A 13114-nucleotide genomic window follows, 5' to 3' on the forward strand; every position below is an offset into this window, starting at 1 on the left:
CATGGCAATTCAGTTAGTGCCTGCACCGGACTATCGCGGGGAGGCTGGTGTGATGGCAATGCGTAGCCTACAACGCGAACTGGCGAAAGCCTTGCAGGTAGAAGATTGGGAGCGCGTGCGTCATCTGGATCGTATTTGTGTGGTCTTGATTGATAAAGTGATCAATGCAAATCGCGAGGATAAATCTACCTTGGTATGCGCGCTAAGTGAGTTGAAGGGCGTTTATGCCGGGTTGATTGCCCAATGCCAGCGTGAAGTGGTTTTTCTACAGGCAACCTGAAGTCATCCTTATCCTTCTAATTTCGGCAGGGCAATTGTGAAAAAAGTGTTAACGAGCACTAGTTCATAAGGTTTTTAAAACAACTCTCTTATAGCAAAACTCGCAAAAACCACTTAGCCCTGCTAGCCTTAGTAAACATAACTGCTAGCAGGGGATAGTCCGTGTCTAACTACAATCCACAAGAAGCGCTGAAACAATACCGCCAATTAGGTATTGAGTCGCAAGTCAGCCATGCCTCACCGCATCGTTTAATTCAATTATTGTTTGAAGGTGCGTTGGGTCGATTGGCTGCCGCCCAAGGAGCAATTGAGCGCGGTGATATTGCCGCGAAAGGTGAGTTGCTGGGTAAGGCCATCGGTATCGTTGGCGGCCTGCGTAGTTCGCTGGACATGGAAGCCGGAGAAATATCGGAAAGGCTTGATCAGCTGTATGAATATGTAAATCTGATATTGCTTGAGGCGTCCCGGAATAATGATATTGAAAAAGTAAACGAAGCCATTCAATTATTGAAGACGGTTAAATCCGGTTGGGATGAAATCGCTCCTCAATCCTCTCCTGAACAATCATAAAATGATGCCCGGTTTTTAAACGATTCGCAGGTGGGTCGTTTTTAACCGAAGTGTAAAGAAAAGGCATATTTTTGGCGATTAATTATTCTTGTTTAATAATTAATGTTAAAACGCCAAAAACATTTCGCCATAAATTTGACTAAGAACTCAGTCTCGTCTATTACTTACTCCAATAAGTCATCTCACCGCCTTGAACGAATATTTATTGTGCGCTTTCAAGGCTTTGGCATGGAATGAAAAAGGTCTTGGGGTATGTGGCGCAACAACAAAGTTCTTGTTATTGACGATAATCAGTCACGCAGACACGATTTAAAAATCCTGCTGGATTTTCTTAGTGAAACGACTCTCACATCTGCCAGCGAAACTTGGCAGGCAACTGTTGCTGAAGAAAATAATGGCGAAGATTATGTTGCCATTTTTATCGGTGATTATCGCGACAGCGGTCAGCCCTTGGCTCATCTGCTAAAAGAAATTCGCTCTTGGAATGATGAACTCGCGATCGTGATGATTGGCGACGAAAATCAAGGCGTTGATGAAAGTTTGGATGACATTTATCGCTTTATGATCATCGCAACACTCTCTTTGCCTCCCACCTACAACAAACTGGTTGACACCCTCCACCGTGCGCAGTTGTATCGCGAGGCGCAATCTAACAGCAAGCGCCAGCCGCAGCGCAGGCCGGTACATTTGTTCCGCAGCCTTGTGGGTACCAGTCGTGAAATCCAAAATGTTCGCGAGATGATGGGGCAAGTCGCGGATAAAGATGTTTCCGTGCTTATTACCGGTGAGTCGGGTACGGGTAAGGAAGTTGTTGCGCGTAATCTGCATTACAACTCACCACGGCGCGACAAACCTTTTGTTCCAGTGAATTGCGGTGCGATTCCGGCCGAGTTATTGGAAAGTGAATTGTTCGGCCATGAAAAGGGGGCATTTACTGGAGCGATTAATTCGCGTGCGGGGCGCTTTGAACTTGCCGAAGGTGGCACTTTATTCTTGGATGAGATTGGCGATATGCCGCTCAACATGCAGGTCAAAATTTTGCGTGTATTGCAGGAGCGTTGCTTCGAGCGTGTAGGCAGCAATAAAACACAACCTGTTGATGTGCGGATTATTGCGGCGACTCACCGCAATCTCGAACAAATGATTATTGAAAATACTTTCCGCGAAGATTTGTTTTATCGCTTGAATGTATTTCCCATCGAGTTGCCATCATTAAAAGAGCGCTCGGAAGATATTCCTTTGTTGATGAACGAATTGGTATCGCGCATGGAAAGTGAACAGCGTGGTTCTATCCGTTTCAATTCGGCGGCGATTATGTCGCTCTGCCAGCATGAGTGGAGTGGTAATGTGCGTGAGCTTGCCAATCTGGTTGAGCGTATGGCGATCATGCATCCCTTCGGTGTTATTGGTGTGCAGGATTTGCCATCGAAGTACCGACACGTTGATGTGATTGACGAAGAGTTTGTTCATGCGCCGGTTAAAGCGAACGGTGTTGCCGGTGCTGGTAGTACAGGTTATGTGAGTATGAACGATACGCCTTTGTTGCCAGAGCAGGGGATCGACTTGCGCGAATACATTACTAATTTGGAGATGAGCCTGATCCAACAAGCGCTTAACGATTGTGGCGGCGTTGTTGCACGCGCGGCAGATAAACTTTGTGTGCGACGTACTACCTTGGTAGAAAAAATGCGCAAGTACGATATGCAGCGTTAGATGACGTTAAAAATAAAAAAGGTGGCGAAAGCCACCTTTTTTATTTGGGAGTGACAAAATTTTATTTTGCCAAAGTGGCGACTACTTTTAGAACGGCTGAGGTTAACTTGCTCAGTTGTTCTTTGGTAATAATAAATGGTGGCATCAAATAAATGATGTTGCCAAAAGGGCGAATCCATACGCCGTTTTCAATAAATTGCGGCATTAATTTGCTGACATCGATGGTGTTTTCCAGTTCGACAACTCCGATCGCTCCCAGTACGCGAACATCAGTGACGAACGAGAATTCGCTGCAAGGGGCGAGTTCTTCGCGCATTTGCGTACCTATGGTTGCAACGGCATTTTGCCAGTCAGAATTAAGCAGCAACTCAATGCTGGCATTGGCCACCGCGCAGGCGAGTGGGTTGGCCATGTACGTGGGCCCGTGCATAAAAATGCCATTGTCGCCAGCGCAAATGCCGTTGCTGACTTTATCGTTGCAGAGTGTTGCTGCCAAGGTGATATAGCCGGCGGTCAAGGCTTTGCCGATGCACAGAATATCCGGGCTTATGCCCGCGTGCTCACAGGCAAATAATTTACCGGTGCGACCAAAGCCAGTCGCTATCTCATCGACAATTAATAGAATTCCATTTTTATCGCAGAGTTCACGCACACGACGCAAATAATCCGGTGAATAAAAACGCATTCCGCCCGCACCTTGAACAATAGGCTCAAGAATAACCGCTGCGATTTTTTGGCGGTGTTGTTGGATGAGTTGGGCAAATTTGGCGATGTGTGATTCTTGAAAGGGTTCATCAAACGCGCAGGGCGGTGCTTCCGCAAACAAATGATGCGATAGCGCGTGATGAAACAAGTGATGCATTCCGGAATGTGGGTCACACACCGACATAGCGCCAAAGGTATCACCGTGGTAACCGCGCTTTAAAGTTAAAAACATTGTGCGCTGCGCTTGGCCTTGTGAGTGCCAATATTGAATCGCCATTTTGAGCGCGACTTCTACCGCGACAGAACCTGAGTCGGAGAAAAATACTTTGTTTAAGCCTTCCGGGGTAATTTTGGCGAGCGTGGTCGCAAGTTTTACTGCGGGCTCATGGGTGATGCCCGCAAACATCACGTGAGCCATTTTTCCGACTTGATCAATAACGGCCTGATTTAAAACCGGATGATTGTAACCGTGCAGTGTGCTCCACCAGGAGGACATGCCATCAATTAATACGCGTCCATCTGCTAAATGCAGTTCTACGCCTTGAGCATGACTCACGGGTGTAATCATGCCCGGCTGTGTGAATGAGGTGTAGGGGTGCCATACATGGGCGCGATCCAAACGCACCAGCTCGTGATTACTGAGGTCTTGAGTATCTGCCATGGGATTTCCACATCGTCCGTACAAATTTAATTACATACTTTGCCCAAGCTTAACGAAATTTACTGTAAAAATCAGAATCAATTTCGCCAAGTGGGCAGGGCATTAATTAAATCTAACGATGAGATCGAATTGCTTTTGCGAGAGATCATCCATTTCGCTGTTCAAGCTATCCGCTACGCGGATTTCTTGTTGGGTTTGATCTGATATGTGAGCAATTGATTGGGTGTTGCGTTCGATCTCCAATGCCATTGATGACTGCTCTTCGGCAGCAGTGGCAATCTGGTGTGACATTTGGTCAATAGTGTTCACCGAGTGGGATATAGCATCTAGCGCGGAGCGAACATTGCTCATTTCGTGCACGCTGCGATCCGCCATGTCGAGGCAATTTTTCATATTGGTGCTGGCATCTTGGGTTGCTTTGCCGAGGTTGCCAATAATTTGTTGGATATCGCCAGTGGATTCCTGGGTTCTTTGTGCAAGCGAGCGGACTTCATCAGCCACAACCGCAAAACCTCGGCCTTGTTCACCTGCGCGTGCGGCTTCAATTGCAGCGTTAAGTGCGAGCAGGTTGGTTTGTTCGGCGATACCGCGAATAACATCAACCACATTGGCGATTTTGCTGCTGTCTTCACTTAGCTTATTGAGTACGCCGCCGAGTGTTCCAACGGTTTGCGATAAATCGTCAATCGCGGTGCGTGCGCCTTCAATAACCTGATTGCCTTTATCGACTTCGCCGATGGCGGCGCCGGTCGCGATAGAAGTTTTATTTGCACCGCCAGCAACTTCTTGTACCGCGAGCGCCATCTGTTGCATTGCAGTCGCAACGCCAGCGGTTTCATGTTGCTGCGCGTTCATGCCTTCGTAGGTTTTGCGTGCGTGATGGTGGGCAGCGCCCGCTTTTTGTTGCAGCTCTTTTGCTGATTCGCCGAATCGGCCAAGTGCGGTACGCAAACGCGCTTTTATCGCATATTGCGCAAATTCTATTTCACCCAGCGCGTCGCAGCGCCCGGTGTAAATATAAGCGGCAAGGGGATCATTGATGACCGAGTGTGCTTGTTGTAATGCCTGTGCAGAGCGACTTTGTTGCAGGAGCTGGGTGATCACGCCAACAATCACGGCGACACCAGCAGTAATTGCAACAGCGCCCAATGAAAATGTGGAAAAGATAGCGGTAGTAATAAGCAGCAGAATCCAGGTTGCAACCGCATTGAGTAGGCCGCTGCCCATTTGCCCCCAGAATTTTTCAAACGCAGAGTAAGGTGATTTACCTTGGTTCAATCGTTCATAAACCACTTCTGCGCGGCGTATAACTGTTTGATCGGCTTTAACGCGAACGGATTCGTAGCCGTAAATTTGTCCGTTTTGGCGCAGTGGGGTGATGTAGGCATCGACCCAATAATGGTCGCCATTTTTGCAGCGGTTTTTAACAATTCCCATCCAGGGTTTGCCCGCCCGCAGTGCAGTCCACAACATACCAAACGCAGCTGCAGGCATGTGCGGGTGACGCAAAATGTTGTGCGGTTGATTCATTAATTCTTCGCGGCTGTAACCCGAAATGCGACGGAAGGTTTCGTTGCAGAATTCAATATCGCCGCGCAGATTGGAGGAGGACACAATTTCGTCGTTAGATGAGAGATGTACTTCTTTTCCTGTGGTGTGACCATTATTGCGCATGAGGGAGTTCCTGATATAGCGACAAAAACCTGATGCTCCGCTCACGTTTTCAGCAAGTGAAAAACGGTGGCAGATGCATCATTTATCTTGGTTTATGAAGCCTAGTTCAAAATTGGCGAATCTCTAGCTGGCTTATAGCGATTTTTTGCTTTAAGCGGCTGCGTAGGCCCTGTTTGCTTGTGAGTTGTTATATTGCGAATGGGTATGGGTGAGTTGTGATTCGCGCAAAAATTGAGCAAGGTTGGAGCGGGTCTCATCATCAAGGTCGATAAATTCAACGCTGATTTGGGTGTGACGGTAAGGGCTGCGGCCCATACGGAATGCGCAAATACGGGCGCGACAGCGAATGTGCAGATCTTCGCTGACATCCACTTCACACAATGGCAAGAGCGCGCCATGGCGAAGATAGGGAAGCATATTGCCAGCGACTAGCAGGCGTAAGCCTCCGGTTGAAATGTCCTGCAGGGTGCCGAAGCTTGGCTCTTGTCCGAGCGTACGGATTTTGACTGATAGCGGTGATTGATGGCCGATGGAAAAACGCGGGGCATTACGTCTGGGGGCGTAATACACAAATTCGGGCAGCAGTATGGCAATACCAGAGGCACCGTAGGTTGAGCCCATTGCCACAATCGGGGCGCGGATAACCAATTGCTCGCCATTGCGATGGTGGCGCAGGGTAATTTCATCGCCTTCATCAAGCACGTGTTGTTGTGGGAATAGATCGTCGAGCCAAAGCAGGCCGCGCTCGATATCAATTGCCAGAATCATGCTTTGGTAGACGCGGCTGGCGTCGCTAATTTTAACCTCCAGCAGCTGCCGTTGTTTCTGCAGCTCCCAGAGCGGAAGGTATTGATCGGGAATACTGCTGGCGAGGGACAAACCGTCTTTATCGGCCGCCGATACACTCGGGGCGGAGCTTATGGTTGACGCAGATTTGCGGAAACCTTTTTTGAACAGTTTATCGAGAAACGACATTACTACCTCCTCGCGGCAAATATTCTCCCCCTAAAGCCTATTTCAGGGAGCTCAGTAGGGGGAAGAGCAAGCCCTATGCCAGATGCTTACGACGCCGGTGTAATCAGGTTTGAGGAAGGATTCGCGGCTATTTTTCCCTGCTAACCTGCAATACTGTCATTATAGACCGGCAAAGCTTTGCCGGGTTCAGGCCGGCGATTTCAACTTGCGCGCAAAATCCGTACAATGCGCCGCTCGCTGGCCCGGTTGCCGGTTGATCCATTTTTCCGCATGAGTTGTTGAGTCCATGAAAGAGTTACACGAACGCAAAGATCGCCTTGAATTTAACAAGCTGCAGAAGCGCTTGCGCCGCCTGACGGGTTCCGCCATTGTCGATTACAACATGATCGAAGATGGCGACAAAGTAATGGTGTGCTTATCCGGCGGTAAAGACTCTTACACCATGCTGGATATTTTGATGAGCCTGCAAAAGACCGCGCCCATCTCGTTTGAGCTGGTTGCGGTCAATATGGACCAGAAACAGCCTGGATTCCCTGAGCACGTACTGCCGCAATATCTGGCGCAGTTGGGTGTGCCGTACCACATCATCGAGCGCGATACTTACAGCATCGTGAAAGAAGTGATTCCGGAAGGGAAAACGACTTGTGGACTTTGTTCGCGGTTGCGTCGCGGTACTCTGTACGGTTTTGCTGATGAAATCGGCGCGACCAAAATTGCGCTGGGTCATCATCGCGACGATATTATCGAAACGCTGTTTTTGAATATGTTTTTCGGTGGAAAATTGAAAGCGATGCCGCCCAAACTTCTCGCCGACGACAAGCGCAATATCGTAATTCGCCCGCTCAGCTATTGTGCGGAAGAAGACATAGCGCACTTTGCCGAGTTGAAAGGTTTTCCGATTATTCCGTGTAATCTTTGCGGCTCGCAGGAAAATTTACAACGTCAGGTAGTGAAGGACATGTTGCAGCAGTGGGAGCGTCAATTCCCCGGTCGTACTGAAACTATCTTCTCCGCAATCCGCAATGTGCAGCCATCGCAATTGGCAGATTTGAATTTATTCGACTTCGTTAATCTGGAAATTAATAAAGGTGCGCAAGCTGAGGGCGACGAATCTGATGCGTGCGGAATAACCCCGCCGGTTAATCGCAATGATTCTCCGGTGCAATATGTTGATGTGTTGGATATCCATTAACCGCGCAATTACAACATCAAAGAAAAAGGCTGCAATTGCAGCCTTTTTTACATTGAAGCCTCTGAATTTCAGGCGACTAACTTTTTAGAATCGTCCATCACCAGTTTGCGATAGGTTTGCATAAAATCTTCGGCGACTCTTGGGGAGCCTGTGCCGTTATCAAAATGCGCAGCCCACAATTGTGCGAGTGCGGCGCAATCCAGTGATTTGCTGGTATCTATGTCGGCGCGGCGATAAATCATCCACGCCATTCCCGTTGCATAGGTCATGTTACTGATAAGTTCGGCGTGCGGATTTTTCAGGAATTGTTGCTGGCTTGCCAAGCCACGCTGCTGTGAGGCCAATTCGGGAAATTGCACTAAATAGTTATCCCACAACTCCACATGCTTTTCGGCGGTAATGCGATACAACCCCAAGCCTTTTGTTTGCTCACAGTAACAGTGCAATCCCATTAATGATTCTTGTGCTGCAGTGCCGAGTAACAGGTTTTCGGCAACTTCTGAATATTCTCCGAGTCCATTTAAATAAGGTTTGATTATCAACTCGCGTAGATCACTGACATAGATACCCATACTGACCTCAATAAGTACTTAAATACAGTTACTTCAATAGCCACTTCAATACAGACCGGTTGTGCAGTAGTGCAGTGCCCCGAATTGTCAGCAATGGCTGTAATCAGGCGCCTTATGCACTGTTTTTTCTCCCGGTTGCGTCAAAAAACTGTACATAATGTATACAGCATAAGTCGCGCCAACTTGATAGAACCTGAACAAACAAGTCGCTGATCCCTTAGCTATACTTGTTCCATAGGATGAAAAAGTGAGGGAAATGAATATGCGTATTGGTATCCCCAAGGAAATAAAGGCTGGTGAAAACCGCGTTGCAATGACTCCGGCGGGTGTTGTGGAGTTGCATCAGCGCGGCCATACCATTTATGTGATGCGCGGCGCCGGACACGCAGTAGGGTTTAGCGATGAGCGCTATCAACAGGCAGGGGCGTTGCTGGTTGACTCCTTAGCTGATGTCTACTCACAGGCTGATTTGATCGTGAAGGTCAAAGAGCCACAAATCGAAGAATTCTCGTTGCTCGCCGAGCGACATACTCTCTTTACCTATCTGCATCTTGCTGCCAGCAGACCATTGACTGACGCCTTGTTGGCGTCGGGCGCAAGTTGTATCGCCTACGAAACCTTGCTTGATTCCCAAGGCCGATTGCCGCTCCTGGCTCCAATGTCGGAAATCGCCGGGCGTATGGCGGTGCAGGCGGGGGCGCATCACCTTGAAATGGCGCAAGGTGGCAAGGGCGTTTTATTGGGCGGGATTCCAGGCGTTGCACCGGCCGAAGTGCTGATCTTGGGTGGTGGGGTAGTTGGCGCCAATGCAGCGGCTATGGCAGTCGGGCTTGGTGCCCAAGTGCGCATTTTAGATAAATCCATCGCGCGCCTGCGACATTTGGATGAACAGTGGCGCGGGCGGGTGGTGTGTGAATACGCTACGCAAGAGCGGATCGATACTTTGGCGTTGCGCGCAGATCTTATTATTGGCAGCGTGCTCAATGCCGGTGCCAGTGCCCCGCGTTTGTTAAGCCGCGAACTGATCGGGCAGATGGAAAAGGGCAGTGTATTGGTTGATGTTGCGATTGACCAAGGCGGTTGCTTCGCGACATCGCAGCCGACCAGTCATCAGCAGCCAACCTATATTGAGGAGGGGGTTGTGCATTACTGCGTTGCCAACATCCCGAGTGCTGTTGCCCGAACTGCTACACTCGGCTTAACCAATGCGACCTTGGTCTACGTTATTCGCCTGGCCGATGAGGGTTTGAGCGCTCTGCATAAGGATGCAGGATTTCGTGCAGGGCTAAATATTTATCGTGGGCAACTAACCCAATCCGGCGTGGCCGATTCATTTTCCATGGGCTGCCGCGATGCGAAACTTTTGCTTCCCGATCATTAATTTTGCTATACGAAATAACGCTATAGATTCAGGCGACAGATATAATAGTGTTCTATACTCAGGCCAGGATAAACGTAAGTGCCTGCTGTGGGGCAACATCTGTCCACCTTTTTAATAACTAGATACAGTCCCCGGAAACCCTAGGTCAATGAGAGATAAAGCGCCTTCCTTTTTTAATGGCATCTCTTTCCAGCTCGCCAAAATCGGTATCATCCTGGCGTTTGTCCTGAGCTTTTTATTGAGCTCGGTACAGCTGTATCTCGATTTTTTAAATCAGGAAAAAGAACTCAAAACCCTCATTGATCGCGTAATTCAGGTTGCCACACCGCCCGCTGTTCGTTCGGTATCCACCCTTGATGATGAACTTTCTTACGAAGTAGTTAATGGGCTACTGCGCTACGGTTTCATTTATGAAGTGGTGATTTACGACGATACCGGTAACGTGCTTGCACAAGGCAGCAGTACCCGGCCAGAAGTAAAAACCCGTTGGCTCACCAGCCGGATCACTGAAAATACCCGCGAATACACCGCTAACTTATTGCTGCCCGGTTACAGCGACGGCACATCGGGCAGTATTCGTTTTTCTGTCGATATGGATTTGGCGTTGGAAGGTTTTTATAACCGCTCCCAAACCGCTTTGATGACCGGCTTGTTGCGCAATATGTTTTTGGTATTGCTGTTGTTTGTCGTGTTCTATTACACACTCACCAAACCACTGGTGCGCCTCTCGCGCGAAATTAATAACATTAATCCCGATCACCCAGGTGTAAATCGTCTCACTCAATTACCTGCGCAGCGTAAAGACGAATTGGCGCAGTTGATTGCCAGCTCAAACCAATTGTTGGATGTGGTGGAATTATCGCTCGCCAAACGACGCGCAGTTGAATTGGCGCTGCGTAAAAGCGAAGAGCATTTGCGACAAATTATCGATCATCTGCCGGTGATGATCGGTGCGCGCAATATCGCTGGTTATTATTTATTTGCCAACAAAGCACTTGCCAATGAACTGGGCTACACCCCGGAGCAAATGCGCAATTTGCATGTGCGCCAGCTGTTAAAAAACTCGGTGTTTGATATTGATACCATGCTGCAAAACGACTACCGCGTCATTCGCGGCAACGAAGAGTTGGATGTTATTGAAGAGCGTTTTGTCACTGCCACGGGTAAACAGTTATTTTTACAAACCCACATAATGCCACTGGCCTTCTACGATGAAAAAGTTGCTTTAATCGTATCGGTCGATATTACCGAACGCAAAAATGCTCAAGCAAAAATGGAATTTATGGCGCACCACGATGCGCTTACCGGATTGCCCAATCGCCTGCAATTAGTGGAGCGGCTTGAGCATGAATTGCGCCGTGCCGAGCGCCATGGTTATTTTGGTGCGGTGTTGTTTATCGATTTGGATCAATTCAAAACAATCAACGATTCACTTGGTCATCCAGTTGGTGACAAAGTATTGGAAGTGGTCGCGGCGCGCTTACAACAGTCGGTGCGCGAGGAAGATTTGGTTGCGCGCTTGAGTGGGGATGAGTTCGTTGTTGTGCTGACCGTGCTCGATCAAAATATTGAAACCGCAGCGCTGCGTGCAGGTGAAATTAGCGAGAAGATTCGCTCGATTATTTCACAGCCATATATTTACGACAATATGGAATTACGTGTGACCTGCAGTGTGGGTGTTGTTGTTTATCCGGATAAAAATAACTCCGTACACGAATTGTTGCGCTACGCCGATACCGCAATGTATCAAGTAAAAGAAAAGGGCCGCGATTCAATTGAGTTCTTCAATGAAGAAATGGCTGATAAAGTCAGCCGTCAATTGACAATGGAAGGCGACCTGCACCGCGCGTTGGAAGAGTCCCAATTTGCACTGTTTTATCAGCCTAAAATCAATATCCAAACCGGCCGTGTAGAGGGCGCCGAAGCTCTGCTGCGCTGGAGTCATCCAACTAAAGGCATGGTGTCACCGGTAGATTTTATTCCGGTACTCGAAACCTCGGGCATGATTATCGATGTCGGTCAATGGGTGTTGGAGGCTGCATGTAAAACACTAGTGAAGTGGGATCAGGATGGTTTGTGGAAACCGGGAATGAAGATGAGCATCAACATCAGCCCGCGCCAGTTCCGTCGCGCTGCGTTTGTGGATGATGTGATTGCAACTCTGGAAAAGTATCCGATTCCTGAGGCATCCCTCGATATGGAAATTACTGAGGGTATTGTTATCCAGCGTGTTGATGATGCAATTGAAACCATGACTACGCTAAGCGAACGCGGCATCAGCTTCTCGCTCGATGATTTCGGTACGGGATATTCTTCTATCAGTTATCTTAAACGCTTGCCGGTAAGCACATTGAAAATCGATAAAGGTTTTGTGCGCGATATTATTGATGATCGCAACGACCGTGTATTGGTGGAAACCATTATCACTATGGGGCGTTTGCTGGATATGGAACTGGTTGCAGAAGGTGTAGAAGAAGCTGAGCAGTTGGCAATTCTGAAAACGTTTGGTTGTGATTACTACCAAGGTTATCTATCGAGCCAAGCAGTGCCCATCGATGAGTTTGAAGTTATTTTAAAAAATGAATTGGCAAGTGAATAAAAATTCACTTGCTCATTAATGTGTGATTAAAATAAACGGCCAAGTAAATAAGGTATTGCCGTTTCTACCCGCATAATGCGCTCGCCCACATGTACTGCCTCAAATCCACATTTTCCTAGCAGATCAATTTCGTAGGGAATAAATCCACCTTCTGGTCCGACTGCCAGTGTGAGTGGATAATCAATTTGGAATGGACATTCGACTTCTGTATACGGGTGGGCAACCAATGCACGAGTATCGCCAGCAATTGCGGGCAACTCATCTTCAACAAAGGGTTTAAAGCGCTTGTGCAAATGCACTTCTGGCAGGCGGGTGTCGCAGCCTTGTTCCAGCCCTAAAATCAGTTGGTCGCGAATATAATCTGCTTCTAAAAAAGGCGTCTGCCAGTAACTTTTTTCTACGCGATACGAATTAATTAAATGCAGCTGCTTAACACCGAGTGTGGCAATGGTTTGCAAAATTCGGCGCATCATTTTTGGTCGTGGTAACCCAAGAACCAAGGTTAAGGGTAGGGTGGCCGGTGGTGTTTGCTGCAGGTCGATATCCAGATAAATGGCATCGTCATCGAACTGGGTAATTATTCCTGTGCCCAGATTGCCGTTTATTAATCCCACTTTTAATTGATCACCCACTACCGCACCGTGCACATGTTTAATGTGTTCCAGTTGGCGTGGGTTTTTGATACAGGCGCGGTTTTCGGCTGTTAAATCGTGTGGGGATAATAAAATGACGTTCATAGTAAGCGCAGAATTAGAAGTGCAGGCGCGTATTAGAGCACGGCCATTATCCTGTG

Annotated in this window: 11 protein-coding genes; 6 read left to right on the forward strand and 5 right to left on the reverse strand. The window is 48.2% G+C overall.

The annotated features are described in order from the left end of the window. The first annotated feature begins 1 nt into the window (after position 1). The 3 genes from AAGC78_RS11380 (at position 2) to AAGC78_RS11390 (ending at position 2562) form a co-directional block, all read left to right on the forward strand. Positions 2-280: a hypothetical protein gene (locus AAGC78_RS11380; RefSeq protein WP_435784201.1), complete on the forward strand. Its 279-nt coding sequence runs from the start codon at positions 2-4 to the stop codon at positions 278-280. A 161-nt stretch (positions 281-441) separates the two neighbouring features. Next, entirely contained in the window at positions 442-849 is a 408-nt protein-coding gene (gene fliS / locus AAGC78_RS11385; RefSeq protein WP_435784202.1) for a flagellar export chaperone FliS, read from the forward strand. Positions 850-1101: 252 nt separating this feature from the next. Continuing rightward, a complete protein-coding gene (locus AAGC78_RS11390; RefSeq protein WP_435784203.1) occupies positions 1102-2562 on the forward strand; it encodes a sigma-54-dependent transcriptional regulator in 1461 nt (486 codons plus the stop codon). 61 nt (positions 2563-2623) lie between these two features. Here AAGC78_RS11390 and bioA read toward each other — a convergent pair whose 3' ends face one another. From bioA to AAGC78_RS11405, 3 genes are all read right to left on the reverse strand, one after another. Continuing rightward, a complete protein-coding gene (bioA, locus tag AAGC78_RS11395; RefSeq protein ID WP_435784204.1) occupies positions 2624-3928 on the reverse strand; it encodes an adenosylmethionine--8-amino-7-oxononanoate transaminase in 1305 nt (434 codons plus the stop codon). A 102-nt stretch (positions 3929-4030) separates the two neighbouring features. After that, a complete protein-coding gene (locus AAGC78_RS11400; protein WP_435784205.1) occupies positions 4031-5602 on the reverse strand; it encodes a methyl-accepting chemotaxis protein in 1572 nt (523 codons plus the stop codon). A 150-nt stretch (positions 5603-5752) separates the two neighbouring features. Then, entirely contained in the window at positions 5753-6577 is an 825-nt protein-coding gene (locus AAGC78_RS11405) for a flagellar brake protein (RefSeq protein ID WP_435784206.1), read from the reverse strand. A 286-nt stretch (positions 6578-6863) separates the two neighbouring features. Between AAGC78_RS11405 and ttcA the strand changes: the two genes are divergently transcribed. Further along, positions 6864-7769 carry a tRNA 2-thiocytidine(32) synthetase TtcA gene (ttcA, locus tag AAGC78_RS11410; protein WP_435784207.1) on the forward strand — a complete coding sequence of 302 codons (906 nt, stop codon included), beginning with the start codon at positions 6864-6866 and terminating at the stop codon, positions 7767-7769. 68 nt (positions 7770-7837) lie between these two features. Here ttcA and AAGC78_RS11415 read toward each other — a convergent pair whose 3' ends face one another. Further along, positions 7838-8341, reverse strand: a complete 504-nt coding sequence (locus tag AAGC78_RS11415; protein WP_435784208.1) for a hypothetical protein — start codon at positions 8339-8341, stop codon at positions 7838-7840. A gap of 256 nt (positions 8342-8597) precedes the next feature. Here AAGC78_RS11415 and ald point away from each other — a divergent pair, with 256 nt between their 5' ends. Further along, positions 8598-9722 (forward strand): alanine dehydrogenase, encoded by a 1125-nt coding sequence (ald, locus tag AAGC78_RS11420; RefSeq protein WP_435784209.1) that lies wholly within the window; start codon positions 8598-8600, stop codon positions 9720-9722. A gap of 148 nt (positions 9723-9870) precedes the next feature. Next, entirely contained in the window at positions 9871-12321 is a 2451-nt protein-coding gene (locus AAGC78_RS11425) for a putative bifunctional diguanylate cyclase/phosphodiesterase (RefSeq protein ID WP_435784210.1), read from the forward strand. 26 nt (positions 12322-12347) lie between these two features. Here AAGC78_RS11425 and AAGC78_RS11430 read toward each other — a convergent pair whose 3' ends face one another. Next, a complete protein-coding gene (locus tag AAGC78_RS11430; RefSeq protein ID WP_435784211.1) occupies positions 12348-13058 on the reverse strand; it encodes a 16S rRNA (uracil(1498)-N(3))-methyltransferase in 711 nt (236 codons plus the stop codon). Between the last annotated feature and the right edge of the window lie 56 nt (positions 13059-13114).

This window comes from Cellvibrio sp. (genome assembly GCF_039207905.1).
GTDB lineage: Bacteria > Pseudomonadota > Gammaproteobacteria > Pseudomonadales > Cellvibrionaceae > Cellvibrio.

Bases quoted from the DNA above. Each gene is read 5' to 3' on its own strand.
- AAGC78_RS11415 (WP_435784208.1), bottom strand. From the start codon at position 8,341: ATGGGTATCTATGTCAGTGATCTACGCGAGTTGATAATCAAACCTTAT.
- AAGC78_RS11405 (WP_435784206.1), bottom strand. From the start codon at position 6,577: ATGTCGTTTCTCGATAAACTGTTCAAAAAAGGTTTCCGCAAATCTGCG.
- ttcA (WP_435784207.1), top strand. From the start codon at position 6,864: ATGAAAGAGTTACACGAACGCAAAGATCGCCTTGAATTTAACAAGCTG.
- AAGC78_RS11380 (WP_435784201.1), top strand. From the start codon at position 2: ATGGCAATTCAGTTAGTGCCTGCACCGGACTATCGCGGGGAGGCTGGT.
- AAGC78_RS11390 (WP_435784203.1), top strand. From the start codon at position 1,102: ATGTGGCGCAACAACAAAGTTCTTGTTATTGACGATAATCAGTCACGC.
- AAGC78_RS11430 (WP_435784211.1), bottom strand. From the start codon at position 13,058: ATGAACGTCATTTTATTATCCCCACACGATTTAACAGCCGAAAACCGC.
- AAGC78_RS11400 (WP_435784205.1), bottom strand. From the start codon at position 5,602: ATGCGCAATAATGGTCACACCACAGGAAAAGAAGTACATCTCTCATCT.
- bioA (WP_435784204.1), bottom strand. From the start codon at position 3,928: ATGGCAGATACTCAAGACCTCAGTAATCACGAGCTGGTGCGTTTGGAT.
- AAGC78_RS11425 (WP_435784210.1), top strand. From the start codon at position 9,871: ATGAGAGATAAAGCGCCTTCCTTTTTTAATGGCATCTCTTTCCAGCTC.
- ald (WP_435784209.1), top strand. From the start codon at position 8,598: ATGAATATGCGTATTGGTATCCCCAAGGAAATAAAGGCTGGTGAAAAC.